This is a genomic window from Winogradskyella poriferorum (genome assembly GCF_050618035.1).
Lineage (GTDB): Bacteria > Bacteroidota > Bacteroidia > Flavobacteriales > Flavobacteriaceae > Winogradskyella > Winogradskyella poriferorum_A.
Window position 1 is genome coordinate 126773 of record NZ_JBODPY010000002.1, and the last position, 26572, is coordinate 153344.

The following is a 26572-nucleotide window of genomic DNA, read 5'->3' on the forward strand; positions in this document are numbered from 1 at the left end:
TGAAATTATGAAACACGTTTTAATATTTAGTCTCTTTGCAGTCTTACTTAGCTGTAATTCAAAACCTGAAAACAGTATTAAGGAGGAGACTAAACCTGAAGAAGAATTAGCTTTAAATCAACCCTTGTTAAACCTAGAAGAAGCTAATCGTTTGGCAGAATTGCCTTTGGCTTGCGTTTCTGTAGAATACCCTAATAAACTAGGGCAAACGCTTGGTGGTAATGAAGATTTAAAATCGCCAAAAGAACTACATCCAACATTTTATGGTTGTTTTGACTGGCATTCTGCAGTTCACGGTCATTGGAGTATGGTAAGCTTGTTGCGACAGTTTCCAGAGCTAGAAAAGAAAGCCGAAATGCGAGATTGGTTGTTGCAGAGTATTTCTAAAGACAATATTGAAAATGAGGTGCTGTATTTTCATGGCAAGCATAATACCTCATACGAACGTACCTATGGTTGGGCTTGGCTTTTAAAGTTAGTAGAAGAACTACATCAATGGGATGATCCCTTGGCAAGAACGCTTGAAGCTAACCTGCAACCTTTAACAGATTTAGTTGTAGAGCGCTATTTAGAGTTTTTACCTAAACTCAATTACCCGATTCGTGTTGGTGAGCATCCTAATACGGCATTTGGTTTGAGCTTTGCCTATGATTTTGCAGTAACTGTAAATAACACGGCCTTAAAAGCGCTTATTGAAGAGCGTGCTAAAGACTTTTATTTAAAAGATGCCAATTGCCCTTTGTCTTGGGAGCCGAGCGGTTTCGATTTTCTTTCACCTTGCTTAGAAGAAGCTGCTTTAATGAAACGTGTTCTGCCTAAAGAAGAGTTTGTAAACTGGGTTGATGCATTTTTACCGCAATTAAAAGACACTGCTTTTAATATAAAAATGGGAGAGGTTTCAGACCGAACAGACGGAAAGTTAGTGCATCTCGACGGTGTCAATTTCTCAAGAGCATGGAGTTTAAACTACATCGCAAAGGACTTGCCTCAATTTTCACATTTAAAAAGTCTTGCGAATAAACACATTAATTATTCCTTACCAAGCATCGTAGGTGATAGCTATGAAGGTGGCCACTGGCTAGGAAGTTTTGCTATTTATGCTTTGAATACAGTCGACTAATGATAAAGAAGTTTTTCAAAAATATTGGTCCGGGACCACTGGTTGCAGCAGCGTTTATCGGTCCAGGCACTGTAACGGTCTGTACTTTGGCTGGTGCAAATTTTGGACATGCTTTGCTTTGGGCAATGGTCTTATCGGTTGTAGCAACAATTGTTTTACAAGAAATGGCTGCACGATTAGGAATTGTGTCACAAAAAGGATTATCACAAGTTATAAGAGAGGAAATAAAAAATCCGATCCTAAAGAAAATGGCTGTTCTGTTAATCCTAGCTGCAATTGTAATTGGTAACGCGGCTTATGAAGCTGGTAACATCAGTGGAGGCGTTTTAGGATTACAGACTTTAATTGGAGAACAGACCTTGGCTATTGGAGGCTTAAATCTTAATATTACGGCAGTTATTATTGGTATATGTGCCTTTGTGCTATTGTATATAGGCAATTACAAAGTATTAGAGCGTACGCTTGTAGCCATGGTTATTCTTATGAGTTTTGCATTTATTGCAACGGCAGTTATCACAAAACCAGACGTATTAAGTGTTATTAAAGGCGTATTTGTACCAAACACACCCAAAGGAAGTATACTCACCATTGTGGCATTGATCGGAACAACAGTAGTGCCTTATAATTTATTTCTACATGCTTCTTTAGTAAAATCAAAATGGAAATCAGAATCTGATCTTTCTTTTGCTCGTAAGGATACTATTGTTGCAGTGGTTCTTGGAGGCATTGTGTCCATGTGTATTATTATTTCAGCAAGTGCTATACAAGGTCAAAGTATAGCTAGCGCTGCGGATCTTGCTAAGGGATTAGAACCGCTTTTTGGTAATTATGCTTCGTATTTCTTAGCGATTGGTCTTTTTGCGGCAGGTATAACAAGTGCTATAACTGCACCATTAGCAGCGGCTTTTGTGGCGAGTGGTTGTCTAGGTTGGAGTACGAATTTAAAATCGCTAAAATTTAGAGCTGTTTGGTTTTTTATTCTGACTCTAGGTGTCATCTTTTCGTCTATTGGATTTAAATCTATTGAAGTCATCAAGTTTGCGCAAGTGGCTAATGGCTTACTGTTACCTGTTATTGCTATATTCCTTATTTGGGTAATGAACAAGTCGAACGTGCTAGGAAAATATGTGAATACCAAGCTACAAAATGCTTTAGCGGTAATCGTTGTGTTGATTGCCATCTTTCTAGGTATTAAAGGGATTTTAGCTGTTTTTAATTTGATTTAGAACACTATGAGTAATTTTAGAATAGATATTAATGCAGATGTAGGCGAAGGAATTGGTAATGAAGCCCAATTGATGCCTTATTTATCTTCTTGCAATATTGCTTGTGGAGGTCATGCTGGTGATGTATCAACGATGATCAGTGTTTTAAAGCTTGCTAAACAACATAAGGTGAAAGTAGGTGCACATCCTTCATTTCCTGATAAGGCGAACTTTGGAAGACAGGTTATTGAAATGAATCATTCTGATTTATTTGATAGTATCTTAAGTCAATCTATTGCGCTGTATAATATCGCTGAGCAAGAAGGTATGGTCTTAAACCATATAAAGCCTCATGGTGCTTTATATAACCTAGCTTCAGCAGATGCTACTATAGCGAAGTTGGTGATTAATGTGGTCTTGTCTTTTCCAAGTCGTGTAAAATTGTATGCACCATACAATTCTGTAATGGCTAAGCTGGCTTCATCAGAACATATAGAAGTGGTTCACGAGGCTTTCGCTGATAGAAATTACAATGATGATTTGTCATTGGTATCACGCCAATTTGGTAATGCCTTAAAAACAGATAAGAAGGCTATTTTAGATCATGTTTTGGGTATGGTAAAGCATCAAAACATAAGGTCTGTAAACGATAAAAATATCCGCATAAAAGCGTCCACAATTTGTGTTCATGGTGACACAAAAAATGCCACAGAAATTCTTAAGTTTTTAAATGATGAATTGCCAAAAAATGGAGTAGTGGTAGACTAAAAAAATGAGTGCCTACAAAATAGATATAAGACGTTATAATGAGTATTCAATTTTAATTGAATGGCCTGCAAAAATTGATGAAAATATACTTCAAGACATTCTATTTTTCAAAAAAACGCTAGAAAGTAATATATATAAACAAAAAGTTGAGGTAATACATGCATATAACTCAATATTAATTGTTTATGATTTTACTATAGATAAATTCTATGATGTAAAAAGTACCTTATTTACGCTTTATGAGCGCAATAAAGTGTTGCAGAATCAAGAAGTGAAACTTTGGGAAATTCCTGTTTGCTACGACCAAACTTTTGGTGTGGATTTAGAATCATTTTCTAAGGCAAAAGCATTGTCTGTTTCAGAAATAATTAGACGTCATACCAGTGCAATTTATACGGTTTATTTTACAGGATTTTTACCTGGTTTTTTATACTTAGGTGGCTTGGATGAGAAGTTGCATTTAGACCGAAAAAAAAGTCCATCTTTATCGGTTAAAAAAGGTGCCGTGGCTATAGGTGGAAATCAGACTGGAATTTACCCTCAGGATAGTCCAGGAGGTTGGCATATTATTGGTAATTCGCCTATTGAATTATTTGACCCTCATAATTCACCACCTTGTCAAATACAAGCAGGTGATAAACTAAAGTTTAAAGCCGTAGACTTATCAGAATACGACGCTATTAAAAATGCCATCGTATCGAATTCTTATACATTAACCTCAAGTACTTATAATGATTAGAGTTCTAAAATCTGGCTTTTATACGACGATACAAGATGCTGGTAGAACGTCTAACCGACAATTTGGTGTGCCTGTGTCTGGCGTAATGGATGCCTATTCGAGTGAATTTGCTAATGCTTTATTAGGAAATGATTCAGGCTGTGCTGTTTTGGAGATCACGATGACGGGTCCAGAACTTCAATTTACAACACCTACACAGATTGCCTTTTCTGGAGCTTCTATGAATCCTATGATTAATGGCCAAAGGGTTTCTAATAACAAGCGCATTACGATATTGCCCAATGATATTTTGAGTTTTGGTCGTTTAGAAAAGGGATTACGATGTTATCTAGCCATAAAAAACGGTTTGCAAACCGAAGTTATATTGGGAAGTCAAAGCATGTATACTGGTATAACTACAGTTAAAACCATACAAAAGGGTGATGCTATAACATATGAGCCTTATGAAGAATCTTCAAATCGTGCAAATGCCTCAGTAAAGTACAGTTCAAAGACTTTAGAAGCCCATGAGCTTACGGTGTTTAAAGGGCCAGAGTATGATAAGTTAAATAAAAAGCAGGAGGCGATGCTATTAAATACCCAGTTTGAAGTCTCTAAGTACAACAACCGTATGGCTTACCAGTTAATGCCTCAAATAAAGAATACCCTAAATGGTATAATCACAACACCAGTATTGCCAGGCACTGTGCAGTTAACACCAGCAGGACATCTTATTGTGTTAATGCGCGACTGCCAAACAACAGGAGGCTATCCTAGGATTTTACAACTTTCTGAGGATGCCATCAACAGTTTAAGCCAAAAACGACAAGGCGATACCTTCACTTTTAGCCTCTCTCTAAATTTGTAGGAAAAAGTTAATCTTAATTTTTTTCTGACAAATAATTTCGATACTTTGGTTATTACTATTAATTAAATTTCTCATTATGAAAAAACTTGGACCACTTGTCCTAGGACTAATCATTGGCGCTGCTGCCATGTATTTTTATTGTCAAAACGGTGAAGCCGAAATGACTACTGCACAAGAGTTGGTAAAGCCAAAGGGTGTTATTTCACCAAAGGAGGCTAAAGCTCTAGACCAGGCTTATAATTTGAAGCATAACATTATCAACGACTCGTTATTTAAAAAATCACCAGATGGTGGTGATAACCGTTCGTCGTGGTGGTCTTTAGAAGACATCCAAAACTATATTGATTATGCAGATAACCAAGCTGGTGAGTTGGGTTATACATTAGATGGCCTAAGAGTGTATTTAGGATCGTATCCTGCAAAGCCAGGTGAAATGGCTGGTCTTACAACGATGTTTATTGTACCAACAGGTAAAAAGAATGCATCCCAAGGTGCTATATTTGCATTGCAAGACCCTAGTGGCGATATCACAGATGCAGACCCATTAAATATGGCGCAACAAGGTAAACCACCAGGATCTAATTACCCTCAATAATAAAGTTGATTAATTAGAGATAAAATGCCTACAGCACAGATATTTACTCACATTTTAGAATTATTGGCGGCCTTGGCCGCCTCTTATTATTGGGTTAGAACCAAAGATAGAACAGTAAGATATTTTGTGTACTATCTGTGGTTTATTGTGTTGGTTGAGACTCTTGGCATGTATCCCTACTTATATGACCTTACAGATAACGCATTTATTCAAAAGATTGCAAATTCAAAAATGAGACATAATTACTGGCTCTACAGTTTTTACAATCCTACAACGGTTTTTTTAATCGGGAGGTTTTTAATAGATAATATGAGAAATAAAACAATACATATTATCATAAGAAGTTTATCATTGGGTTATATCATTTTTGCCATCAGTTATTTTTTGTATACTGGGACTTTTTTTGAGCAAAGCTTGCCTTATGATATAGTAGTATCAACCTTTATCATTTTTTTAATGGTTCTTTTGTACTTACGTGAATTAATGGATAGTGAAAAAATTCTAAGTTTTTACAAAAGCCCAATTTTAATGGTGCTTATTGTCTTAACCTTATGGTATATTTGTATTACGCCTTTATTTATATATGAAAAACACTTTGTGACCAATAATCCCTCATTCATTGCATTTCACTATTTTTTTATTGGTACCGCTAATATAATCCTCTATTCATGGTATATTTTTGCTTTTCTATTCTCCTTACGTTACAAGATGAGATTAGTAACGAAGTAATTGCTCTAATAGGGTATTTTGCGTTTTTTGCGTTAATACTTATTACGGTATTTATTGTGTTTTTTATTGCGTTTCAGCGACGCAAAAATGCGATGCTACGCGATAAAATAGAACAGCAAAATCTGTTTAATGAGGAATTGGCAAATGCTGAGCAAGAAATACAAGAAGAAACCTCTAAACAGATCGGGAAGGACCTGCATGATAATGTTGGTCAAATCCTAGTGTTTGCAAGAATGCAAATAAGAACACTTATGAAAAGAACCGATGAAGAGATGTCTGTAAAACTCGGTAGAATAGAAGAGGCGGTTGACGCGTCGTTGACCGAAGTGCGTACCATTTCGAAATCATTAAATAGTGATGTTATTGCCGGTTTAGTGTTCGATAAAATTATTGAGAATGAAGTAGGTCGTCTTAATAATTTAGATAATCTCGATGTCTATTTAGAAATAAATGGTACACCTCAAGAATTTTTTAATAAAAAGGCCAAGGTGATATTATTTAGAATATTTCAGGAGTTTTGTTCTAATACTTTAAAATATGCAAGTGCTTCTGAGCTTAAGATATTCTTAGATTACAAGGACAATAAAATACACATGAAAGTCCTCGATAATGGCGTGGGCTTTGATCACGATACCATAGAAAAAGGCTCTGGCCTCATTAATATGGAAAAGCGTGCCCAGCTTATTGGTGCCGACTTTAGTTTAGAATCTAGACAAAATTTGGGTACAGAATTAAATTTATCCTATTTCCTAGGCGAAAATTAAAATTTAATAGCATCTTTGCCTTCCTAGTTGATCTACCCTAACAAATCGTCAACTAGACCACACTATGACAGCACTGAAGGTTGACCTTTTCATGCACTTGCTCGAGTTGCTTGCCGCTGTTTCAGCATCGTATTATTGGCTGAAAACAAGAGATGAAGGTATTCGTCCCTTTGTATGGTATCTATGGTTTATTGTATTTATTGAAACAGTAGCTATGTATCCGTATTTATATGAGTATATGAGCCACGATTTGCAGAATTGGTTTTACGATTCTAAAATTTGTAGAAACTCATGGTTATATAACTTCTATGATCCTATTGTGGTTTTCCTCCTCGGTAAATTCATTATTTTAAATACCAAGCTTAAAAGAACGCATCTTGCCATTCGAGGTCTTTCTTTTGGATTTTTGTTTTTTGCAATAATTTACTATGTATTCGAGAATGATTTCTTTGCAACTAATATGGAATTTCCAATGCTTGTATCGGCTTTGGTTATTATTGTTATGGTGGCGTTTTACCTTTTAGAAATGCTGAAGAGCGAACGCATCATAGATCTTAAAAAGTCTCATGTATTTTTACTTCTAATTGCCCTGGCCATTTGGTATACCTGTGTGGCGCCATTATTTATTTTTAATAACTATTATAATACCGCTTATCCACGTTTTGTAGAGTTTAGATTTGGTTTATTGGTGATTCTAAACAATATTCTTTACACCTATTATATCCTCGTTTTTATATACACCTTAAGAAACAAGGTTTTAGAGCTAAAGGCAGGGAAGTCTTAGCTTTCACAAGCCTCCCATAATGGATCCTGAGGTGTAGGCGCCACTATATCGATAGATTCTTTTTTCACAGGATGATTAAACTGTAATCTTCTGGCATGTAAATGGATGCTAGCGTCTTTATTGCTTCGATCAAAACCATACTTTAAATCACCTTTAATAGGAAAACCGATAGAGGCTAACTGCGAACGTATTTGGTGGTGTCGACCAGTTTCTAGGTCAATTTCTAATAACAAAAAGTTATTTAAAGCTTTTATCACTTTATAATGTAGAATAGCCTTTTTACTGTTTGCAACTTCTGCTTTAAATGCGGTTGATTTATTGTTTTTGGGATTTTTGCGTAACCAGTGGGTGAGTGACCTACTTTGCGGTAAATCTCCTTTTTTAACCAGAGCCCAATAGGTTTTATTGGCCTTTTTCTCTGCAAACAATTTATTGAGTCTTGGTAGGGCCTTACTGGTTTTTGAAAACAGTACAATACCACTTGTAGGTCGATCTAAGCGATGTACAACACCTAAATAGACATTGCCAGGTTTGTTATATTTCTCCTTCAGATAGTCTTTTACAACTTCAGAAAGCGGACGATCACCAGTTTTATCGCCTTGTACAATATCACCAGGACGTTTATTAACAACAATGATGTGATTGTCCTCATATAAAACTTGAAGATTATCTTTTGTAGATACTATTTTCTGAGAGTTAGACATTACACTCTAGTAAGGGATTCAATACAATCTTTATGCTCTGGAAATTTATTGAGTAACATGGCGCGATCACCTAAAACAAAATCATTAAAATCAAATCCAGGCGCTACAGTACATCCTACAAGTGCAAAAGAATTAGGCTTCACTACACGAGCACCAAACCAATATTTGCTTGGTACAACATACTGTAAGACATCACCTTTTAATAAATCATTGCCAATAGTCACTGTAGTTAATTCACCCGATTCGGAAATCTGAGTTAATTCTAACCCATCTCCAAGATAGAAATGCCACATTTCATCTTGATTTATTTTATGTAAGGCCGAAAAATCACCAGATTCTAAAAGATAATAGATGCCAGTACAGGCGTTTCTTGGGCCATCAAAAGTATCTCCAAGTATAGCTTTTGGGATTTGTGTTTCAGATCTATAGGTTTCCTTAAAATAACCGCCTTCTGGGTGTGGTTGTAAATCGAGTTGCTTTACAATTTCCTTAACCGTGAGCATAGATTTAGTATTGCTCCTTTTCGTTAGGGAAATCCTGAGATTTTACATCACTGACATACTGACCAATAGCTTCGGTCATTTCCTCATATAAGTTCATGTAACGTCTTAAAAACCTCGGATTGAACTCGTGTGTCATTCCAATCATATCGTGCAGTACCAAAACTTGGCCGTCTACACCGTCTCCAGCACCAATACCAATTATAGGAATGCTTACGCTTTCTGCAACCTCACGCGCTAACGTGGCAGGAATCTTTTCGAGTACAATAGCAAAACAACCAGCTTTTTCAAGCATTTTTGCGTCTTCCTTTAGTTGTGCTGCTTCTTGTTCTTCCTTGGCTCTAACTGTGTAGGTTCCAAATTTGTAAATAGACTGTGGTGTGAGCCCAAGATGTCCCATTACAGGAATACCTGCATTAAGAATACGCTTAATAGATTCTTTTATCTCTTTCCCACCTTCAAGCTTTACTGCATGTCCGCCACTTTCTTTCATAATACGAATTGCAGATCTCAAGGCTTCTTTAGGATCACTTTGATAAGTTCCAAAAGGTAAATCCACGACAACTAATGCTCTATCAATAGCTCTAATTACAGAAGAGGCATGATAAATCATTTGGTCTAAAGTAATTGGTAGTGTTGTTTCGTGACCTGCCATAACGTTACTTGCAGAATCACCAACCAAAATAACATCGACTCCAGCACCATCTACAATTTTGGCCATGGTATAGTCATAAGCGGTAAGCATAGATATTTTTTCACCGCGTGATTTCATGTCCACTAAGGTCTTTACGGTAATTCTTTTGTATTCTTTTTTGGCTACAGACATATTGTTTAAATTAGTACTCGTAAAAATAAGAGTTTTGTTAAACTTTTATGACATCAAAAATAGATTTACCATTAAGCCTTAAAAAATAGTGTTAGTATGAGAGTCCTTTGTTTATTATTTTTTTTAATCACCACCTTAAATGTTAAAGCACAAGCCTCTGAAGTTGAAGCTGTAAAAAAGACTATCGATGACTTTTTTGAAGCTTTTCATAAACAAGATACAACAGCAATGCGCTCTATGGCTAAGGGTGATATATTAATGCAATCTATATCGGTGAATAAAGAAAGGGAGACCGTTCTTAATGAAAATAGCTATAATGATTTTCTAAGAAATATTGCGAGTATTCCAAAAGACCGCACCTTCGAGGAAAAATTACTTAATTATTCTATTCAGGTTGATGGAAAAATGGCTAATGCCTGGACACCTTATGAATTTTGGTACATGGAAAAAATGAGCCACTGTGGTGTCAATTCTTTTCAGTTAATAAAAGAAGGCGACGCTTGGAAAATTATTTATTTGGTCGATACCAGACGCAGAGCAGGCTGTACGGAATAAAAAAACAGCTTTGAGATTATAAAACCCCAAAACTGTTTCGTAGGCAAAGTTCTTATTTGTTATCGTTTTGGAAACTCTGTGATTCCAAATTCTTGTTGTACGGCTTCTAAGTTAGAGATGTCTAAACGACCTACATTATCTGCTGGTACCACTACAACTCTAAAGACTTGCTCATCTGTATACACAGGATCTAACAAAGAAAAGTCTGTTGTACCGTCTAAAAAGAAACGCACATCATTCTGCGTAAAATCATAATTATACACCAATACACCATCATCAAAGTATTCAGTTTGTGGTAATAGACGCCATATATCTTGGCCATTATCTACCTCCCAAGAAATGTATACTAAAGTTACGTCTGTTGGTAATACTGTAAACCCATAAGGTTCTATAAATTCATAATTGTTAGCCGCATTAAGGTCTAAGACAATTTCAAAAGCTGAGGAGGCAATGACCTCACCATCGAGACCGTCAAGTCCATCAAATCCAGGAGGGCCTTGAGGGCCTTCACATGCTGTAAATAAAAGTGTAACTACTGTTAAAAAGGATACTAATTTTTTCATAATAACTAATGTTTTGAATAGTTATATCAAACCGCGTACCAAAGTTTTAGCGTGCCTTAAAATAATTGACTAATATTTATCTGACATCATGTCATATTTTTTGTCATGGCATAATACTTGACTTATTGTTGACGAGTTTAAAATTTAAAACAACATAACACACATAACTATTATGAGTAAGATTATAGGAATAGATTTAGGAACAACCAACTCATGCGTTTCTGTAATGGAAGGTAACGAGCCTGTTGTTATACCTAATGCAGAAGGTAAGCGCACAACGCCTTCAGTTATCGCTTTCGTTGAAGGTGGAGAGATTAAAGTTGGTGATCCAGCAAAAAGACAAGCAGTAACTAACCCAACTAAAACGGTTTACTCGATTAAGCGTTTTATGGGTAACAAATACTCAGAATCAAAGAATGAGGCAGAACGTGTACCTTATACAGTAGTAAAAGGTGATAACGATACGCCAAGAGTTGATATTGATGGTCGTTTATATACACCACAAGAATTATCAGCTATGATTTTACAGAAAATGAAGAAAACAGCTGAGGACTATCTTGGTGCAGATGTATCTAGAGCGGTAATTACGGTACCAGCTTATTTTAATGATGCACAGCGACAAGCAACTAAAGAAGCTGGTGAAATTGCTGGATTAAAAGTTGAGCGTATTATTAATGAGCCAACAGCAGCAGCATTAGCTTACGGAATGGATAAGAAAGGTACTGACCAAAAAATAGTTGTATTTGACTTTGGTGGTGGTACACATGATGTTTCTATTCTTGAATTAGGTGATGGTGTATTTGAAGTATTATCTACAGATGGTGATACACACCTTGGTGGTGACGACGTTGATGAAAGAATCATCGATTGGTTAGCTGAAGAATTTATTAAAGATGAAGATATGGACTTACGTAAAGACCCAATGGCTTTACAACGTCTTAAAGAAGCTGCAGAGAAAGCTAAAATTGAATTATCATCATCTACACAGACAGAAGTTAATTTACCATATGTAACAGCTACTGCTAGTGGACCTAAGCACTTAGTACGTACATTAACACGTAGTAAGTTTGAACAATTAATCGACGATTTAATTAAGCGTACGATAGAGCCATGTGAGTCTGCACTTAAGGCAGCAGGTTTATCAAAAAGTGATATCGATGAAATTATATTAGTTGGTGGTTCTACAAGAATACCTGCAGTTCAAGAAGCTGTTGAGAAGTTTTTTGGTAAGGCACCAAGTAAAGGTGTTAACCCAGATGAGGTTGTGTCTTTAGGAGCTGGTATACAAGGTGGTGTATTAACAGGAGATGTAAAAGATGTTCTTTTATTAGATGTTACGCCTTTATCTCTTGGTATTGAGACTATGGGTAATGTAATGACTAAGCTTATCGATGCCAATACAACAATACCAACTAAGAAGTCACAGGTTTTCTCTACAGCAGCAGATAACCAGCCTTCAGTTGAGATTCACGTATTACAAGGTGAGCGTCCAATGGCAGCAGACAATAAAACGATTGGTCGTTTCCACTTAGATGGTATTCCACCAGCAAGACGTGGTACACCTCAGATCGAAGTAACTTTCGATATTGATGCTAACGGTATTATAAAAGTATCTGCAGAAGATAAAGCTACTGGTAAGAAACAAGATATTCGTATCGAAGCGTCTTCAGGATTAACAGAGGAAGAAATCGAAAAGATGAAAGCAGAAGCTGAAGCAAATGCTGAAGCAGATGCAAAAGCAAAAGAAACTGCTGAGAAATTAAATCAGGCAGATGCTATGATCTTCCAAACTGAAAAGCAATTAGAAGAATTTGGTGATAAATTATCTGACGATAAGAAAAAGCCAATCGAAGATGCTTTAGAAGAATTGAAGAAAGCTTATGAAACTAAAGATGTAGCTGTGATAGAGCCAGCTTTAGATAAAATCAATGAAGCTTGGAAAGTAGCAAGTGAAGAAATGTACAAGGCGCAAGCTGAAGCACAACAAGGTGGTGCTCAACCTGGACCAGACGCCAGTCAAGGTGATGCAGGTGAGACTAACGATGTTGAAGACGTAGATTTCGAAGAAGTAAAGTAATTTTATTTAGAAATTATAATTTAAAACCCAGCAGAAATGCTGGGTTTTTTTGTTGCAACAACTGTAATTATTTACTTTTAATCCGATAATGTTTAACCGAAAATTAAGTCATAACTCAAAACCAAAGAACCTTGCAGTTAAGTTAAGTGCTAAGGGAGAGCAATCTGTGGTGAAAGGGCATCCTTGGGTATTTTCTAATAGTATTGTAAAGATTAATGAAGATGCCGAAACAGGAGACTTGGCAATAATTTTCAGTAAGAACAAGAATAAGGTAATTGGTATTGGTTTATACGATGCGAATTCACCTATTCGAATAAAAATTATACATAATGCTCAAATCAAAGCCAACATCAATGATGAGTTCTTCCGTACCAAAATTATTAATGCATACCAGTTAAGAGCACCACTTCTAAAAACAGAAACCAATAGTTACCGACTTATATTTGGAGAGAATGATGGCTTTCCTGGTTTAATTGCAGATGTCTATGATAAAGTTTTGGTTGTAAAGTTATATTCTGAAATTTGGAAACATTATTTGGAGTCGATTTTAATCAATCTTAAGGAAGTATCTAATACAGATACTATTGTTATTAGGCTAAGTAGAAATCTTATAAATTCTGCGACTTGCGATCTAAACGATGGAGAAGTAGTACTTGGTGAATTAGAAAATGATACTATTGTATTTGTTGAGCATGGTATTAAGTTCTCCGCTAACGTCATACACGGTCATAAAACAGGATATTTTTTAGATCATCGTGAAAACAGAAGGCGAGTAGGAGCTTTAAGTTTTAATAAAAAGGTACTAGATGTGTTTTCATATGCTGGAGGATTTTCAGTTCATGCCTTGGCCAATGGTGCTTCAGAGGTAACAAGTGTTGATATTAGCAAACAAGCACTAAATATTGCCAGAGAAAATGGCAAGCTGAATTCGTATTCTGGTAAACATAAAACTTTGGCTGGAGATGCCTTTAAAATCATGAAGACACTCATTGAAGAACAAAAGGTGTTTGACGTCGTAGTTATAGATCCGCCAAGTTTTGCCAAGCAAAAATCGGAAATAGAATTAGCCAAAAAGAAATACCAGCAATTAGCAACGTTAGGTGCTCAACTCACGGCTCCAAAAGGAATGTTAGTATTGGCTTCATGCTCATCACGAATCACAGCGCAAGCCTTTTATGATATTAACAAGCACACTTTAAAAAAGTCTAATAGACAATTTAGTTTGATAGATAAGGTCTTACATGATTTAGATCACCCAATTACTTTTCCTGAGGGTGCCTATTTAAAGTGTGGATATTATCAGTTTGAAGATTAAAAATATTATGCACGCATAATAAATTTGATTATATTTGACAAACTTCTTTAATGATGCAAACCAGACTTACCGATTTATTACAGATTAAGTATCCTATTATACAGGCACCAATGTTTTTAGTTTCTAATGTGGCCATGGTTACAGAAGCTATGAAAGCAGGAATAGCTGGTTGTATTCCAGCACTTAATTATAGAACATTAGATGAATTGCGTGATGCTATTCGTGTGTTAAAGGATAACAAAACTGAAGGTGGTTCATTTGGATTTAATTTAATTGTAAATAAATCCAATGTAAAGTATAAGGGTCAATTAGAGGTGCTATGTGAAGAGGGCTGTGATTTTATAATTACATCACTTGGTAGTCCAGAAGAAACTATAAACCAGGCGCATAAAGCAGGTATTAAAGTATTTTGCGATGTTACAGAATTGAAATTCGCAAAAAAAGTTGAAGGATTAGGTGCTGATGCTGTTATTGCTGTGAATAATGAAGCTGGAGGTCATAGAGGTAATCTCTCTCCTGAAGCATTAATTAAGGAATTAAAAGACAATTGCGATATACCTGTTATTTCTGCTGGAGGTGTAGGTCGACGAGAAGATATTGATAAAATGTTAAGCTATGGTGCAGAGGGTGTTTCTGTTGGAAGTCCTTTCATAGCCTCGTATGAGGCCAATGTTACAAATGAATATAAACAGGCTTGCGTAGATTACGGAGCTGAAGATATTGTAATGACGGAACGTATTTCTGGAACCCCTTGTACAGTAATAAATACACCTTATGTTCAAAAGATAGGAACAAAATCCACATGGATTGAAAACCTTCTGAATAAAAACCGCAAACTAAAGAAGTGGGTAAAAATGATTCGTTTTTCTATTGGTATGAAGGCAACAGAAAAAGCGGCCAAAAAAGCGACTTATAAGACAGTTTGGGTTGCAGGACCAAGTATAGAATATACAGATGCCATCTTACCAACGCGTGAAATAATCAACCGTTTAATCGGTAGTTGATTGTAGTGCATCACGTTGCTTCTTTTTTCTTTTACCTGTAAATATATTGATGGTATAACTGGCTACTAGGCCTCCAGATATAGTTGCTACAGCTTCACCTGTGTCGAATTTTCCAGTAATAATATATCCATCATAAAATTCTTTACCTAGGCCGACAAATGCCGAAGCCGCTAGGCCAAACCAAAAGGCTTTCTTCTTGTTTTGAGTTTTGCTGTAGACTACTGCATAGGTTGCACTAGACACCACGGCGCCAGCGCCAAAATGTGTTAAATCATCACCAGAAATAAATTGCGCTTGTATTGAGGTAATGAAGGTTAAGCTTAAGATTGTAAGAAATATTTTCATGATTTGGTTATTAGTTGGGTCGTAATGTATAATAATTAATAGGTTACGAAGACATTATTCGATAAGTTGCAATATATGTCGTTGGACCTGAGGCATGTAACAAATTAGACTTTATGACTACATATAGAGTAAAGAACATCAAATACTTAAAAATTATGATACAATATAAAGGAGCACTCGTTTTGGGCACACTAATCGGAGCTGGGTTAGGAATTTTATTAGCACCTGATAAAGGAAGCAATACGAGAACTAAACTTAAAGAAGAAGGTATAGCAATTAAAGATCAACTTAAATCGGATTTTAATGAGGTTAAGGATGATTTAAATAAATCTGCTAAATCAGGTAAGGAAAAGTTCAATACTGAATTCAAGGATTTGGCATCTAAAACCAGTTATAAAGCGGAAAAAGCAATTGAATTTTTAGAAAAACAATTGGCAATTTTAAAGGAAAAGAATAAATCCTATCAACAACCAGCTTAAAGTAATTGTTCTAATTGGGCTTTTAAATTCGGCCATTCTTCTTTGAGGATACCATAGCAACAGGTATTGCGTCTGTAGCCATCTTTCATCTCTACATTTTTGCGAAGAATACCTTCTAATTGCCCACCAATTTTCTCAACGGCTTTACGTGACTTTATGTTACGTTCATCTATTCTGAATTCAACTTTTTCAAATTGCATGGTTTCAAAGGCATATTGAAGCATCAAAAACTTCATGTTAATGTTGAGTCCAGTGCCTTGAAAGGCATGTCCTATCCATGTCCACCCAATATGGAGAACCTTGTTATTGTGATCAATCAGTCCAAATCGGGTTGAACCAGCATAGGCATTATTACGTTTATCGAATACGATATATGGTATAATGGATTGGTTGTTAAATCCATCTACAGCTTTTTCAACATAAGACCTTAAGTTGTCAGGCGTTGAGATATTAGACGGTGAATAATAGATGAGGTCTTTCTCACTAGCTATTGCTGACAGATTCTCATAATTACTTAAATCTAGCAGACTTAGTCTTACACGATTATTTTCTAGGTTAAAATGACTCATGTGACCGAATTAATAAAATCTACATTAACAACATGTGTACCTTCAAAGGGCTTAATAATTAATCTACTACCAAAGAGCTCATGGGCTCTTTCAGACTCATCATTAAAACGCTCCTCGTTTAAATATTCATCTTTAGTTCCATAAACTAAATAGACTTGAGTAGCATCATTTAGGTATTCAAAATCAGCTTTAGTTAGTTCTTTTGGTATGCCTCCTGAATGAATAATAATAGAATCGCACTGAATTTTTCTATTAGCTATATATCTAAGTGCCACGCTGACACCTTGAGAATACCCAAATACTATCAATTTAGAAAATGATAATAGGTTCTCGTTTTCTATTAAGGCGTCAAAATAATTTAGGATATTTTGCATGCCACTGGCCGTATTGTCGCGTGTTAACCAATTGGCACCAACATGCATTTTAGGTTGCTGGTAGTACTTGCTAGGTGCTTGAGGTGCAATAATGTAATTTTCAGTTGGGTCTAAGGCTTTAAAATATTTTAAAAAATAGCGACTTAAATAACCCATACCATGGCACACAAACCAAACTTTTTTAGTTTTTGCTGTTAGTGTATTCAAAGTTGAATACGAATTTTGGGAGACGTAACTTATTTCTTTTTCGGTCGAATTCATTATTCTCAGTATCTTTGCACTCGATGCTAAAAATACTCTTTTTCTATGCAATTATCTAAAGAAGAATTTCTTAAACAAGCTAACGAAATTTGTAAAAATACCTTATTAGAAACTCTAGAAATTGAAATGGTAGATTTTGGTGAGGATTTTATAATCGCTAGAATGCCTGTTACTCCGAAAGTACATCAACCAGATGGTGTTTTACATGGTGGTGCTACTGCAGCATTAGCAGAAAGTGTTGGTAGTTTTGCTTCTCATGTATTTATTGATTTAGAGCAATATTTTGTTAGAGGAATTGAGATTACAGCCAATCACTTAAAGAGTGTTAGAGAAGGCTATGTCTATGCCAAAGCATCTTTTCTGCATAAAGGTCGTACCACACAACTATTAGATATAAGAGTTACGGATGAAGCGGATAATCTTATATCCATTTGCAGGCTATCTACTATTGCACTTCCTAAATCAAAGTAAGAATGGATAGTGCTTCATTTTTTAATGAGCTTAGGCAACAGTTTGATAAAAAACTACCATTTGTAGTATACAGTAGGCCTATTAATTCCGTCATTAAGTGCTGGATGCAACGCGATGATCAATTACATGTGACTAAGACCTACTCAGAATCAGGTTTTGTTTTTGCACCTTTTAACTCTGATGATGATACTATAGTTTTCCCAGAAGACGAATGCGCTCACAAAATACTTGAGGTAGAAACTCCGCTTGATCTTAAGCCAGATAAAACTTTTTTATCTGATGTTTCAAAAGACTCAAGTAAAGAAGTGCATTTGGAGCTTTTAGAAAAAGCAATACGGACCATAAATGCTAAGACCATCGATAAGGTAGTTTTATCTAGAGTTGAAAAACGTAGTTTAACTGAGGTAGACCCAATAGAAATTTTTAAACGACTGTATGACACCTATAAAAATGCCATGGTTTACTGTTGGTATCATCCAAAAGTAGGTCTGTGGTTAGGTGCTACACCCGAATTGTTATTTAAGGTCGTAGGAAGGCAACTAACAACTATTTCATTAGCAGGAACACAGGCAGATCGAGGTGAAGAACAAGTAAAATGGTCATCAAAAGAAATTGAAGAACAACAAATCGTCACTGATTTCATTAGTCATCAAATTCGCAATCATACTTCAGATATTAGTATTTCGCCGGTCGAGACCGTAAAAGCAGGTAGCCTTCTTCATCTCAAAACCAGAATCATCAGTACCATTCGTAAGGAGTCTAATTTGAAAGAGGTTATTGATGCGCTACATCCTACACCAGCAGTTTGTGGCTTTCCAAAGAAGAATGCTAAAGACTTTATTTTAAAGCATGAAAATTATAACAGAACCTATTACACAGGATTTTTAGGTGAGTTGAATTTAAAGCACTCTAAGACAAGGAATTCCAATAGACGTAATGTGGAGAATAATGCATACTTGAGTATAAAAAGGATTTCAAATTTTTATGTTAACCTTCGCTGTACACAAATTAGGGATGGCAAGGCCTATATATATGTTGGTGGTGGCATTACCAAAGATTCTATACCTTCAAAAGAATGGGAGGAAACTGTAAACAAAACAAAAACTATAGTTAACGTATTAAGGTAACATTACGATAATGCTTATCTTTGCACGCTGATGAAATACTCCAAAATTCCCTTATCACAAACCGTTGTAGCTTTAGCAGAAGCTTATGAAATAGGCCATGTTGTAATTTCTCCTGGCAGTAGAAATGCGCCTTTAACAATTGGATTTACAAATAATGAATCCTTTAAATGTTATAGCATTGTAGATGAGCGATGTGCGGCCTTTTTTGCCTTAGGTATAGCCCAACAAACCAAAAGACCAGTAGCACTTGTTTGTACTTCAGGAAGTGCACTTTTAAATTATTATCCTGCGATTTCTGAAGCCTATTATAGTAATATCCCATTGGTAGTATTATCAGCAGATAGACCTAAACATCTTGTAGATATTGGAGATGGGCAAACTATAAAGCAAGCAAATATTTATGGAGAGCATGTGCATTATAGTACAAATTTAAAGCTAGACTTAGAGGAGGATATTAATGATCTAGAAGACGATGAGGTGCATTTACTTAAAAATATTGAGAATAAACTAGAACGTTTTTTAGGTTTACAAAAAGGCATACAAGCTTATAATGAAACGGAAATTTCAGATGCACTGACAAAAGCATATCTCAAGTCCGGACCAGTTCATATAAATGTACCATTTGAAGAGCCCCTTTATGAAACAGTAAGTACTCCAACCATTTCGATTAAGAAACCAACTATTCCATTAAGGAAATCCTCTTTTGATGAGATAGAGCTGAAAGAGTGTCTAAGTATTTGGCAGAATTCTAAACGAAAAATGATTGTGGTTGGTGTTTTAGAGCCAAATTCAATTGAGCATCAATGGTTACAGCAACTTGCAGATGATAATAGTATTCTGGTTTTTACTGAAACAACATCCAATTTAAACCATCCTGATTTTTTTCCTGGTATAGATAAGATCATTGCACCTTTAGTAGAAGACGAATTCAAAAAATTGCAACCAGAATTGTTGATGACTTTTGGTGGTTTAATTGTATCAAAAAAGATAAAAGCATTTTTAAGACAATACAAACCTAAACACCATTGGCATGTAGGCTTAGAAAAAGCGAACGATACTTTTTTTAGCTTAAGTAAACATATACGAAAAGAACCTAATTCTTTCTTAGATGCTCTATTTTCTTCAATGACACATTATTCAAAAAGTGATTACAAGAAAATGTGGGAAGAGGTGAGGAGCAAAAGGAGAGAAATGCATGCTAAATACGTAAAGGACATACCCTTTACAGATTTTAAAGTGTTCAGCACCCTATTAGCGAACATACCAAAACAAAGCATGCTACAAGTAGGAAATAGTTCAGCCATAAGGTATACACAATTATTTCAACTTCATAAGGATATTGAGGTGTTTTGTAATCGTGGTACTAGTGGTATAGACGGTAGTACGAGTACTGCTATTGGAGCAGCACTGGCATCGAAAAAAAGAACAACATTTATTACAGGTGATTTAAGTTTCTTTTATGACAGTAATGCTCTTTGGAATAATTACATCCCAAATTCATTCAGAATAATTGTTATCAATAATAGTGGAGGTGGAATATTTAGAATACTTCCAGGTCATAAAAACACATCTAATTTTGATACGTATTTTGAGACTAAGCATAATCTAAACGCAAAATCACTTTGTAACATGTTTGGTTTAGAATATTATGATGCTGGCGACGAATCCACTTTAAAGGAGGTTATCCAAGACTTCTACAAAGGTTCTGAAGTACCAAAACTTTTAGAAATTTTCACACCATCGACACTTAATGATGAAGTTTTACTTAATTATTTTGACTACATAAAGTAGATCAAAATATTTTAGCTTCAATACTGTGACTTTCAAATTTTTAGTGTGTCTAAAAATTAGTAATTTTAAAGAGTAAAAAAATAACCTAAAACTAAAAGAAATGAGTAAAAGAGATGAATTAATCGCAAAGTATGCCGCAGACCTAAAGGATAAATGTGGAGTAAATCCTGATATGGATTTATTAACTAAAGTAACTGTTGGATTAGGACCTTCAATTTATAATGCCGATTCATCTACCGTTTCTGGTTCTGATGAAAAAGAATTAGCAACAGTAAAAAATAATTTTTTAATTAAAAAATTAGGCTTAAGTGCAAGTTCTGATTTAGATGGCGCTATTGATTCTGTAATAGAGACTTATGGCCGTTCAAATAGAAATAAGTATAGAGCTGTAATTTATTATTTATTAGTAAAACACTTTAACAAAGAATCTGTTTACTAGAAAATAGCTAAGAAAATTTTAAGCGCCATGATATTTTATCTTGGCGCTTTTTCTTTGATACATTATCAATACATTTGTAGCCATGAATTTAGGAGAATATCAAACACTAGAAATCCTGAGGGATACAGATCCTGGTTTGTTCTTAGGAGATCAACACGGTAATGAAGTATTATTACCAAATCGCTATGTGCCAGAACAATTTGAAATTGGCGATAAGATAGAGGTGTTCGTATATCTAGATAATGAAGAGCGTCCTGTCGCAACTACAGATAATCCTTATATTACAAAAGGCGATTTTTCGCTTTTGAGATGTAATGAAGTTAATAAGTTTGGAGCATTTCTAGATTGGGGTTTGGTCAAGGAGTTATTTTGTCCTTTTAAAGAACAGGCTTTTAAGATGAAGCCTGGTGGCTGGTACCTTGTTTATTGCTACTTAGATGAAGAAACAGAGCGTCTTGTAGCTTCTAGTAAGACTAATAGTTTTTTGGATAATTCCCAATTGACGGTGTCTAAGTTTGAAGAAGTGGATATTATAGTTTCTCACCCTTCAGAATTTGGGATGAATGTTATTGTAAATAAAAGACATTCAGGATTAGTTTTTAAGGATGATATATTTAAAGATATAAGTGTAGGTGATAAATTAAAGGGTGTAGTAAAGAAAATAAGAAACGACAATAAATTGAATATTGCACTCAGTCAATTAGGCTATCGCAACATAGAACCAAATGCGCAGGTTGTCTTAAGGGAATTAAATGACAATAATGGCTTTATTCCACTTCATGATAAATCAGACCCAGAAGCTATCAAGGAGCAACTACAAATGAGTAAAAAAAGCTTCAAAAAAGCAATTGGAAGTCTTTATAAGGATCGCAAGATTGAAATAAAATCCGACGGGATTTATCTCAAATAGTTTAAGGAATTACTTTATCAACCCATTCAACAGCATCTTCTAAATTTTTGAAAGCTTTTCGCTTGTGCAGAAAAAAGTGATTTTCAATTTCGAAAATGCGCTCTGTAAAGGTGTGGTGAGCTACAATTGCATAAGCCCTTATATTTGGAAAAGCATCGTTAAATATTTTAGCATCCTTAAGGTTTATAGAATAGGAGTTTTCTCTATTAGCTATGTAGCCAAATGCTTTTCCATTATAAAATGACTTGATGTAGTTACCTACCTCTTTAAAGCTTTCATAGTCTATATCTACACCTTCTTTAAAATGGGTAATAACAAATTTTTTATTTAAGTAAATGGTGCCAAGGTTGAAGTCCTTTTTTTCGAGACTTGGTGGGTTAGGGGTTTTGAGCATTATTATTAATTAAGGGAGTGCAAATATATTATTATAAGGCACTTTTCCAAGACAAAAATTCAATCAAATCGATTGGTATTATTTCATTATTTTTGCAAGCAAATTATATAGGTTAATGAGTCAAATAGATTGGAAAGTCGCAAAGACTTATGAAGACATAACTTACCAAAAGTGCAACGGTGTTGCTCGTATAGCTTTTAATAGGCCAAATGTTAGAAATGCTTTCCGGCCAAAAACAACTTCAGAATTATATGATGCTTTTTATGATGCCAATGAGGATACAAGTATTGGTGTTGTTTTGTTAAGTGCTGAAGGTCCGTCTACTAAGGATGGTATTTGGAGTTTTTGCTCAGGTGGAGATCAGAAGGCCAGAGGACATCAAGGCTATGTAGGTGATGATGGATACCATAGGCTAAACATACTAGAGGTTCAGCGTTTAATTCGATTTATGCCTAAGGCTGTAATTGCTGTTGTACCAGGATGGGCTGTTGGTGGAGGCCATAGTTTACATGTGGTTTGTGATTTAACTCTGGCGAGTAAGGAGCATGCAATATTTAAACAGACTGATGCTGATGTTACTAGTTTTGATGGAGGTTATGGTTCAGCCTATCTTGCTAAAATGGTTGGGCAGAAAAAAGCTAGAGAAATATTTTTCTTAGGTAGAAACTATTCAGCTCAAGAGGCTTACGAAATGGGAATGGTTAATGCTGTAATCACACATGATGAACTCGAAACAACTGCTTTCGAGTGGGCACAAGAAATATTAGCGAAGTCACCAACGTCTATTAAGATGTTGAAATTTGCAATGAATTTGACCGATGATGGCATGGTTGGTCAGCAAGTGTTTGCTGGTGAAGCTACAAGATTGGCCTACATGACAGATGAGGCTAAAGAAGGTAGAGATGCGTTTTTAGAAAAAAGGAAACCTAACTTTCCTAAAAAATGGATTCCGTAATCTAATGACATTTAAATGAACAAAGTTAAACCGTGGCTTTCAGCCATGCGCTTAAGAACACTTCCTTTATCCGTTTCGGGTATAATTTTAGGAACTTGTTTTGCCATTTACAACGGTGAATTTAGCTGGTGGGTTTTAGGATTGGCAATCCTTACTACCATAAGCTTACAGATTCTATCAAATCTGGCCAATGATTATGGTGATGGTGTACGCGGTACAGATAATGAGGAGCGTGTTGGTCCAGAACGCGCCATACAAAGCGGTGAAATTACTCCAGACCAAATGCTAGAAGCCATAAAGTTTAATGTGGTTATGGTAATTATCTTAACCTTAGCATTAATTTGGGCAGCATATGGACCAAATGAGTTTCTTTTACTGCTCTTGTTTGTTGGTCTTGGAGGTTTATCCGTCTACGCGGCATTAAATTATACAATGGGCGATTCGCCATATGGCTATCGTGCATTGGGAGATATTTTCGTCTTTATATTTTTTGGACTTGTAAGTACTTTAGGAAGTTACCTTTTGTATACAAAGACAATTGACCATATCACTTTTTTACCAGCAATTGCTTTAGGATTGCTAAGTGTTGGTGTTTTGAATTTGAATAATATGCGCGATATAAATTCTGATATTAATTCGGGGAAAATTACATTGGCAGTAAAATTAGGACTATCTAAGGCAAAGATTTACCACAATGTATTGGTTATTGGTGCTATGCTTATTGCCCTCATCTTTGCGATCTTATATTACGTAGAACCTTATAACTTCCTATTCCTTATTGCATACGTTCCTTTGACTATTCACGTTGTGAAAATAAATAAAGCATCCCAACCCAATGATTTTGACAGTCAATTAAAAGTACTGGCTTTATCTACCTTCCTCTTTTCCATATTGTTAGGTATTGGGTATATTTTATATTAATTTTAGTCAAGGAATTGACTTTTAAATAATTAAACATGAAGATTACATTTTATGGACATGCTTGTTTAGGCATCCAAATAAAAGATATAAACATATTAGTAGATCCATTTATTACTGGAAATGAAAAGGCATCTCATATAGATATTGATTCTATCAAAGCCGATTATATATTAATAACTCACGCGCATCAAGATCATATATTAGATATTGAGGCCATTGCGGAACGCACAGGTGCGACAATTGTATCTAATTATGAAATAGTCGTACATTATCAAAATAAAGGATTTAAGGGTCATCCTATGAATCATGGTGGGTCTTGGCAATTTGACTTTGGTAAAGTAAAGTATGTAAATGCCATTCATACCTCTTCGTTCCCAGACGGATCTTATGGAGGTCAGCCAGGTGGTTTTATAATTCAATCAGATAAAACAATCTACATTGCTGGTGATACGGCTTTAACTTATGATATGCGACTTATTAGAAAGCAATTTGATTTAGATTTAGCAGTCTTACCAATTGGAGATAACTTTACTATGGGTGTTGACGATGCTGTGCAGGCGGCAAGATATGTAGATTGTGACCTTGTCTTAGGATATCACTATGATACTTTTGGGTACATAGAAATTGATAAACCCAAAGCTAAGGCGAAATTTGATTCAAAACTTAAGCGATTAGTTTTATTGGATATTGGTGCAAGCATGGAAATTTAATCCGCTTATCTTACGGCACTCCTGAGGATAACTTTATGGAGCAATCTTGGGAAAAAACGTTTTAAGTAAATACCTTTAGTTTCACCTTTACCAATGTAAGCTTCAAACTTTTCTTTTTTGATTGCTTTAAGCATACGTTTGGCAAATACTTCTGGTTCAAGACCATTTTGAGTAGCGTTATCTTGCTGATCTAATTTTGATCCGTCACCTGTAAGGGCGTTTCTTGCGACATTAGTGTTTACGAAACCAGGACAAATCATGGTTACTTTAATATTGTCTTTATCGTGTTCTAGTCTTAACGCATCGAAAAATCCATGTAGCGCATGTTTTGCGCCACAGTATGCCGACCTATAAGGAGAACTAAATTTTCCCATCAGGCTTGTTACAGTAACGTAATAACCAGATTGCTTTTCTATAAAATGTGGTAATAATGCCTTGCTCAATGCGACAGTACCTAAGTAATCGATTTCCATTAATTTCTTATCCACAGATATATCAGTATCTGCAATAAGAGATCTTTGACTTATACCTCCATTATTAATTAGGATATCTACGGTACCGTAAAATGAAAGTGCTTTTTCCACAACTTTTTCCATCTCAGTGTAATAAGCAAGATCAAATGGTAAGACCTGGATATCTGAACTTTGATTACAATCATTTCGCACTTCTTCAAGGGCTTTTTCTCGCCTTGAGGATAAAATAAGTTTACAACCCTCAAATGATAGTGTTTTCGCAAGCGCCTCACCAATACCACTCGATGCACCAGTAATCCAAATGACTTGGTCTTTAAACATTAGTTTTTGTTTTAATCCATTCGTTTCTGAGGTCTTCACTTATTTTGCCAGAGCCGTCATGCTTCCAACCAGGTGGCTTAAGCAGATATAACCAACGGTTTTTAAGCGACTTTTTACCGCTAAATACATCTTTAAACATATTTATCCATTCAACAAAAGCGATTTTAATAGGATTAAATGTGTTTATGTTTTTAACCAAACCATAAACTACTTTCTCATCTTCGAGCTCTGGTTGAAAAGTTCCAAATAATTTGTCCCAAATGATAAGGATACCAGCATGATTTCTATCTAAATAAATAGGATTACTGCCATGGTGGACGCGATGATGTGAAGGTGTATTAAAAACCGCTTCAAACCATTTTGGCATTTTATTTATGGTTTCTGTATGAATCCAAAACTGATATAATAAACTTATAGACATTTGCAATAAGATCATTGCAGGGTGGAAGCCTAATAAAGGGAGCCAAAGCCAAAATATAAACGTGTAAAATCCACCGCTCCATGTTTGTCGAAGCGCAGTACTTAAATTATAATGTTGTGAGGAATGGTGTACGATGTGCGATGCCCAAAAAATTCGACATTCGTGAGAAATTCTATGAAACCAATAATAAGAAAAGTCATCTGCAAAAAACAACAAGATAAAAGACCACCATGCAACCGGAATTTCAAATATGCTAAAATTATCGTAAATCAAGAAAAAAACAAAAAGTACAATTGCTTTACTACCAAATCCCAAAATAACATTACCAAGGCCCATCGCGATTGACGAAAATGAATCTTTAGACTCATAGGATTTTAATCCAGTTTTAAGGGTTACATACAATTCTAAAGACATGGCTAGAATGAAGAATGGTATAGCATAAAGTATAATATTTGGAAAATCTGGCATTTCTTTAATTAAAATCTGGAGTTGCGTATTTTTGCAATTCAAAAATAT

Annotated in this window: 32 protein-coding genes; 22 read left to right on the top strand and 10 right to left on the bottom strand. The window is 35.3% G+C overall.

Translation table 11 applies throughout. The features are described 5' to 3' along the window. Window positions 1–7 precede the first annotated feature (7 nt). From ACRHOC_RS05410 to ACRHOC_RS05450, 9 genes are all read left to right on the top strand, one after another. The gene (locus ACRHOC_RS05410; protein ID WP_431157571.1) at window positions 8–1120 is read left to right on the top strand and encodes a DUF2891 domain-containing protein; all 1113 of its coding nucleotides are present in this window, start codon (window positions 8–10) and stop codon (window positions 1118–1120) included. Continuing rightward, entirely contained in the window at window positions 1120–2346 is a 1227-nt protein-coding gene (locus tag ACRHOC_RS05415) for an Nramp family divalent metal transporter (protein WP_431157572.1), read from the top strand. Before ACRHOC_RS05410 ends, ACRHOC_RS05415 begins: the two co-directional genes overlap by 1 nt. Before the next feature lie 6 nt (window positions 2347–2352). Beyond that, a complete protein-coding gene (gene pxpA, locus ACRHOC_RS05420) occupies window positions 2353–3093 on the top strand; it encodes a 5-oxoprolinase subunit PxpA (protein WP_431157573.1) in 741 nt (246 codons plus the stop codon). 4 nt (window positions 3094–3097) lie between these two features. Next, window positions 3098–3832: a 5-oxoprolinase subunit PxpB gene (pxpB, locus tag ACRHOC_RS05425; protein ID WP_431157574.1), complete on the top strand. Its 735-nt coding sequence runs from the start codon at window positions 3098–3100 to the stop codon at window positions 3830–3832. Further along, a complete protein-coding gene (locus ACRHOC_RS05430; RefSeq protein ID WP_431157575.1) occupies window positions 3825–4679 on the top strand; it encodes a biotin-dependent carboxyltransferase family protein in 855 nt (284 codons plus the stop codon). Before pxpB ends, ACRHOC_RS05430 begins: the two co-directional genes overlap by 8 nt. A 76-nt stretch (window positions 4680–4755) precedes the next feature. Continuing rightward, complete coding sequence (locus ACRHOC_RS05435) at window positions 4756–5274, top strand: hypothetical protein (protein ID WP_431157576.1); 519 nt, start codon at window positions 4756–4758, stop codon at window positions 5272–5274. Between the two features lie 24 nt (window positions 5275–5298). After that, on the top strand, window positions 5299–6003 hold the full coding sequence (locus ACRHOC_RS05440) for a hypothetical protein (RefSeq protein WP_431157577.1): 705 nt from the start codon (window positions 5299–5301) through the stop codon (window positions 6001–6003). Then, window positions 5943–6767, top strand: a complete 825-nt coding sequence (locus tag ACRHOC_RS05445; protein WP_431157578.1) for a sensor histidine kinase — start codon at window positions 5943–5945, stop codon at window positions 6765–6767. Before ACRHOC_RS05440 ends, ACRHOC_RS05445 begins: the two co-directional genes overlap by 61 nt. A 64-nt stretch (window positions 6768–6831) precedes the next feature. Continuing rightward, complete coding sequence (locus ACRHOC_RS05450; RefSeq protein ID WP_431157579.1) at window positions 6832–7551, top strand: hypothetical protein; 720 nt, start codon at window positions 6832–6834, stop codon at window positions 7549–7551. Here ACRHOC_RS05450 and ACRHOC_RS05455 read toward each other — a convergent pair. From ACRHOC_RS05455 to panB, 3 genes are read right to left on the bottom strand one after another with little or no spacing between them, the layout of a single operon-like run. Further along, window positions 7548–8255, bottom strand: a complete 708-nt coding sequence (locus ACRHOC_RS05455) for an RluA family pseudouridine synthase (RefSeq protein WP_431157580.1) — start codon at window positions 8253–8255, stop codon at window positions 7548–7550. The two genes, ACRHOC_RS05450 and ACRHOC_RS05455, sit on opposite strands and share 4 nt — an antisense overlap. After that, a complete protein-coding gene (locus ACRHOC_RS05460; protein ID WP_431157581.1) occupies window positions 8255–8758 on the bottom strand; it encodes a cupin domain-containing protein in 504 nt (167 codons plus the stop codon). Before ACRHOC_RS05460 ends, ACRHOC_RS05455 begins: the two co-directional genes overlap by 1 nt. 4 nt (window positions 8759–8762) lie before the next feature. Beyond that, window positions 8763–9581, bottom strand: coding sequence for a 3-methyl-2-oxobutanoate hydroxymethyltransferase (gene panB / locus ACRHOC_RS05465; RefSeq protein WP_431157582.1), 819 nt, complete (start codon window positions 9579–9581; stop codon window positions 8763–8765). A gap of 96 nt (window positions 9582–9677) precedes the next feature. On the opposite strand from panB, the gene ACRHOC_RS05470 reads away from it, so the two are divergent. Then, window positions 9678–10136, top strand: a complete 459-nt coding sequence (locus tag ACRHOC_RS05470; RefSeq protein WP_431157583.1) for a nuclear transport factor 2 family protein — start codon at window positions 9678–9680, stop codon at window positions 10134–10136. Between the two features lie 59 nt (window positions 10137–10195). On the opposite strand, the gene ACRHOC_RS05475 is transcribed toward ACRHOC_RS05470, so the two are convergent. Further along, window positions 10196–10699 (bottom strand): hypothetical protein, encoded by a 504-nt coding sequence (locus ACRHOC_RS05475; protein ID WP_431157584.1) that lies wholly within the window; start codon window positions 10697–10699, stop codon window positions 10196–10198. Between the two features lie 172 nt (window positions 10700–10871). Here ACRHOC_RS05475 and dnaK point away from each other — a divergent pair, with 172 nt between their 5' ends. The 3 genes from dnaK (at window position 10872) to ACRHOC_RS05490 (ending at window position 15095) form a co-directional block, all read left to right on the top strand. After that, window positions 10872–12776 carry a molecular chaperone DnaK gene (dnaK, locus tag ACRHOC_RS05480; RefSeq protein WP_431157585.1) on the top strand — a complete coding sequence of 635 codons (1905 nt, stop codon included), beginning with the start codon at window positions 10872–10874 and terminating at the stop codon, window positions 12774–12776. An 88-nt stretch (window positions 12777–12864) separates the two neighbouring features. Beyond that, a complete protein-coding gene (locus ACRHOC_RS05485) occupies window positions 12865–14091 on the top strand; it encodes a class I SAM-dependent rRNA methyltransferase (protein ID WP_431157586.1) in 1227 nt (408 codons plus the stop codon). Between the two features lie 53 nt (window positions 14092–14144). Beyond that, complete coding sequence (locus ACRHOC_RS05490; protein ID WP_431157955.1) at window positions 14145–15095, top strand: NAD(P)H-dependent flavin oxidoreductase; 951 nt, start codon at window positions 14145–14147, stop codon at window positions 15093–15095. Here ACRHOC_RS05490 and ACRHOC_RS05495 read toward each other — a convergent pair. Next, window positions 15081–15440, bottom strand: a complete 360-nt coding sequence (locus ACRHOC_RS05495) for a hypothetical protein (RefSeq protein ID WP_431157587.1) — start codon at window positions 15438–15440, stop codon at window positions 15081–15083. The two genes, ACRHOC_RS05490 and ACRHOC_RS05495, sit on opposite strands and share 15 nt — an antisense overlap. Before the next feature lie 113 nt (window positions 15441–15553). Between ACRHOC_RS05495 and ACRHOC_RS05500 the strand changes: the two genes are divergently transcribed. Continuing rightward, window positions 15554–15919, top strand: a complete 366-nt coding sequence (locus tag ACRHOC_RS05500) for a YtxH domain-containing protein (protein ID WP_431157588.1) — start codon at window positions 15554–15556, stop codon at window positions 15917–15919. Here ACRHOC_RS05500 and ACRHOC_RS05505 read toward each other — a convergent pair. Both ACRHOC_RS05505 and ACRHOC_RS05510 read right to left on the bottom strand, forming a co-directional pair. Further along, on the bottom strand, window positions 15916–16488 hold the full coding sequence (locus ACRHOC_RS05505) for a GNAT family N-acetyltransferase (protein ID WP_431157589.1): 573 nt from the start codon (window positions 16486–16488) through the stop codon (window positions 15916–15918). The genes ACRHOC_RS05500 and ACRHOC_RS05505 overlap by 4 nt on opposite strands. Next, window positions 16485–17069 carry an alpha/beta hydrolase gene (locus tag ACRHOC_RS05510; protein WP_431157590.1) on the bottom strand — a complete coding sequence of 195 codons (585 nt, stop codon included), beginning with the start codon at window positions 17067–17069 and terminating at the stop codon, window positions 16485–16487. Before ACRHOC_RS05510 ends, ACRHOC_RS05505 begins: the two co-directional genes overlap by 4 nt. Before the next feature lie 99 nt (window positions 17070–17168). On the opposite strand from ACRHOC_RS05510, the gene ACRHOC_RS05515 reads away from it, so the two are divergent. From ACRHOC_RS05515 to ACRHOC_RS05535, 5 genes are all read left to right on the top strand, one after another. Next, window positions 17169–17594 (top strand): PaaI family thioesterase, encoded by a 426-nt coding sequence (locus ACRHOC_RS05515; protein ID WP_431157591.1) that lies wholly within the window; start codon window positions 17169–17171, stop codon window positions 17592–17594. Window positions 17595–17596: 2 nt separating this feature from the next. Beyond that, window positions 17597–18721 carry a chorismate-binding protein gene (locus ACRHOC_RS05520; protein WP_431157592.1) on the top strand — a complete coding sequence of 375 codons (1125 nt, stop codon included), beginning with the start codon at window positions 17597–17599 and terminating at the stop codon, window positions 18719–18721. Between the two features lie 30 nt (window positions 18722–18751). Continuing rightward, window positions 18752–20512: a 2-succinyl-5-enolpyruvyl-6-hydroxy-3-cyclohexene-1-carboxylic-acid synthase gene (gene menD, locus ACRHOC_RS05525; protein WP_431157593.1), complete on the top strand. Its 1761-nt coding sequence runs from the start codon at window positions 18752–18754 to the stop codon at window positions 20510–20512. A 100-nt stretch (window positions 20513–20612) separates the two neighbouring features. Further along, window positions 20613–20951 carry a DUF2853 family protein gene (locus tag ACRHOC_RS05530; RefSeq protein ID WP_431157594.1) on the top strand — a complete coding sequence of 113 codons (339 nt, stop codon included), beginning with the start codon at window positions 20613–20615 and terminating at the stop codon, window positions 20949–20951. Between the two features lie 82 nt (window positions 20952–21033). Next, window positions 21034–21861, top strand: coding sequence for a CvfB family protein (locus tag ACRHOC_RS05535; RefSeq protein WP_431157595.1), 828 nt, complete (start codon window positions 21034–21036; stop codon window positions 21859–21861). Between the two features lies 1 nt (window position 21862). On the opposite strand, the gene ACRHOC_RS05540 is transcribed toward ACRHOC_RS05535, so the two are convergent. After that, the gene (locus ACRHOC_RS05540; RefSeq protein WP_431157596.1) at window positions 21863–22255 is read right to left on the bottom strand and encodes an STAS/SEC14 domain-containing protein; all 393 of its coding nucleotides are present in this window, start codon (window positions 22253–22255) and stop codon (window positions 21863–21865) included. Between the two features lie 115 nt (window positions 22256–22370). Between ACRHOC_RS05540 and ACRHOC_RS05545 the strand changes: the two genes are divergently transcribed. The 3 genes from ACRHOC_RS05545 to ACRHOC_RS05555 are packed head-to-tail and all read left to right on the top strand — an operon-like array spanning window position 22371 to window position 24841. Next, entirely contained in the window at window positions 22371–23210 is an 840-nt protein-coding gene (locus ACRHOC_RS05545) for a 1,4-dihydroxy-2-naphthoyl-CoA synthase (RefSeq protein ID WP_431157597.1), read from the top strand. 15 nt (window positions 23211–23225) lie between these two features. Next, complete coding sequence (gene menA, locus ACRHOC_RS05550) at window positions 23226–24131, top strand: 1,4-dihydroxy-2-naphthoate octaprenyltransferase (RefSeq protein WP_431157598.1); 906 nt, start codon at window positions 23226–23228, stop codon at window positions 24129–24131. Window positions 24132–24166: 35 nt separating this feature from the next. After that, window positions 24167–24841 (top strand): metal-dependent hydrolase, encoded by a 675-nt coding sequence (locus ACRHOC_RS05555; RefSeq protein ID WP_431157599.1) that lies wholly within the window; start codon window positions 24167–24169, stop codon window positions 24839–24841. Between the two features lie 5 nt (window positions 24842–24846). On the opposite strand, the gene ACRHOC_RS05560 is transcribed toward ACRHOC_RS05555, so the two are convergent. Both ACRHOC_RS05560 and ACRHOC_RS05565 read right to left on the bottom strand, forming a co-directional pair. After that, on the bottom strand, window positions 24847–25635 hold the full coding sequence (locus ACRHOC_RS05560; RefSeq protein WP_431157600.1) for an SDR family oxidoreductase: 789 nt from the start codon (window positions 25633–25635) through the stop codon (window positions 24847–24849). Continuing rightward, window positions 25628–26566, bottom strand: a complete 939-nt coding sequence (locus ACRHOC_RS05565) for a sterol desaturase family protein (protein ID WP_431157601.1) — start codon at window positions 26564–26566, stop codon at window positions 25628–25630. The genes ACRHOC_RS05560 and ACRHOC_RS05565 overlap by 8 nt, the downstream gene beginning before the upstream one ends. Between the last annotated feature and the right edge of the window lie 6 nt (window positions 26567–26572).

Excerpts from the sequence above, each read along its gene's own strand:
- panB (WP_431157582.1), bottom strand. The coding sequence starts at position 9,581 with ATGTCTGTAGCCAAAAAAGAATACAAAAGAATTACCGTAAAGACCTTA.
- ACRHOC_RS05415 (WP_431157572.1), top strand. The coding sequence starts at position 1,120 with ATGATAAAGAAGTTTTTCAAAAATATTGGTCCGGGACCACTGGTTGCA.
- menD (WP_431157593.1), top strand. The coding sequence starts at position 18,752 with ATGAAATACTCCAAAATTCCCTTATCACAAACCGTTGTAGCTTTAGCA.
- ACRHOC_RS05450 (WP_431157579.1), top strand. The coding sequence starts at position 6,832 with ATGACAGCACTGAAGGTTGACCTTTTCATGCACTTGCTCGAGTTGCTT.
- ACRHOC_RS05435 (WP_431157576.1), top strand. The coding sequence starts at position 4,756 with ATGAAAAAACTTGGACCACTTGTCCTAGGACTAATCATTGGCGCTGCT.
- pxpA (WP_431157573.1), top strand. The coding sequence starts at position 2,353 with ATGAGTAATTTTAGAATAGATATTAATGCAGATGTAGGCGAAGGAATT.
- ACRHOC_RS05495 (WP_431157587.1), bottom strand. The coding sequence starts at position 15,440 with ATGAAAATATTTCTTACAATCTTAAGCTTAACCTTCATTACCTCAATA.
- ACRHOC_RS05490 (WP_431157955.1), top strand. The coding sequence starts at position 14,145 with ATGCAAACCAGACTTACCGATTTATTACAGATTAAGTATCCTATTATA.
- ACRHOC_RS05540 (WP_431157596.1), bottom strand. The coding sequence starts at position 22,255 with ATGCTCAAAACCCCTAACCCACCAAGTCTCGAAAAAAAGGACTTCAAC.
- ACRHOC_RS05485 (WP_431157586.1), top strand. The coding sequence starts at position 12,865 with ATGTTTAACCGAAAATTAAGTCATAACTCAAAACCAAAGAACCTTGCA.
- ACRHOC_RS05505 (WP_431157589.1), bottom strand. The coding sequence starts at position 16,488 with ATGAGTCATTTTAACCTAGAAAATAATCGTGTAAGACTAAGTCTGCTA.
- ACRHOC_RS05500 (WP_431157588.1), top strand. The coding sequence starts at position 15,554 with ATGACTACATATAGAGTAAAGAACATCAAATACTTAAAAATTATGATA.
- ACRHOC_RS05460 (WP_431157581.1), bottom strand. The coding sequence starts at position 8,758 with ATGCTCACGGTTAAGGAAATTGTAAAGCAACTCGATTTACAACCACAC.
- pxpB (WP_431157574.1), top strand. The coding sequence starts at position 3,098 with ATGAGTGCCTACAAAATAGATATAAGACGTTATAATGAGTATTCAATT.
- ACRHOC_RS05535 (WP_431157595.1), top strand. The coding sequence starts at position 21,034 with ATGAATTTAGGAGAATATCAAACACTAGAAATCCTGAGGGATACAGAT.
- ACRHOC_RS05520 (WP_431157592.1), top strand. The coding sequence starts at position 17,597 with ATGGATAGTGCTTCATTTTTTAATGAGCTTAGGCAACAGTTTGATAAA.
- ACRHOC_RS05530 (WP_431157594.1), top strand. The coding sequence starts at position 20,613 with ATGAGTAAAAGAGATGAATTAATCGCAAAGTATGCCGCAGACCTAAAG.
- ACRHOC_RS05455 (WP_431157580.1), bottom strand. The coding sequence starts at position 8,255 with ATGTCTAACTCTCAGAAAATAGTATCTACAAAAGATAATCTTCAAGTT.
- ACRHOC_RS05560 (WP_431157600.1), bottom strand. The coding sequence starts at position 25,635 with ATGTTTAAAGACCAAGTCATTTGGATTACTGGTGCATCGAGTGGTATT.
- ACRHOC_RS05410 (WP_431157571.1), top strand. The coding sequence starts at position 8 with ATGAAACACGTTTTAATATTTAGTCTCTTTGCAGTCTTACTTAGCTGT.
- ACRHOC_RS05430 (WP_431157575.1), top strand. The coding sequence starts at position 3,825 with ATGATTAGAGTTCTAAAATCTGGCTTTTATACGACGATACAAGATGCT.
- menA (WP_431157598.1), top strand. The coding sequence starts at position 23,226 with ATGAACAAAGTTAAACCGTGGCTTTCAGCCATGCGCTTAAGAACACTT.
- ACRHOC_RS05515 (WP_431157591.1), top strand. The coding sequence starts at position 17,169 with ATGCAATTATCTAAAGAAGAATTTCTTAAACAAGCTAACGAAATTTGT.
- ACRHOC_RS05545 (WP_431157597.1), top strand. The coding sequence starts at position 22,371 with ATGAGTCAAATAGATTGGAAAGTCGCAAAGACTTATGAAGACATAACT.
- ACRHOC_RS05475 (WP_431157584.1), bottom strand. The coding sequence starts at position 10,699 with ATGAAAAAATTAGTATCCTTTTTAACAGTAGTTACACTTTTATTTACA.
- ACRHOC_RS05445 (WP_431157578.1), top strand. The coding sequence starts at position 5,943 with ATGGTATATTTTTGCTTTTCTATTCTCCTTACGTTACAAGATGAGATT.
- ACRHOC_RS05440 (WP_431157577.1), top strand. The coding sequence starts at position 5,299 with ATGCCTACAGCACAGATATTTACTCACATTTTAGAATTATTGGCGGCC.
- ACRHOC_RS05555 (WP_431157599.1), top strand. The coding sequence starts at position 24,167 with ATGAAGATTACATTTTATGGACATGCTTGTTTAGGCATCCAAATAAAA.
- ACRHOC_RS05470 (WP_431157583.1), top strand. The coding sequence starts at position 9,678 with ATGAGAGTCCTTTGTTTATTATTTTTTTTAATCACCACCTTAAATGTT.
- dnaK (WP_431157585.1), top strand. The coding sequence starts at position 10,872 with ATGAGTAAGATTATAGGAATAGATTTAGGAACAACCAACTCATGCGTT.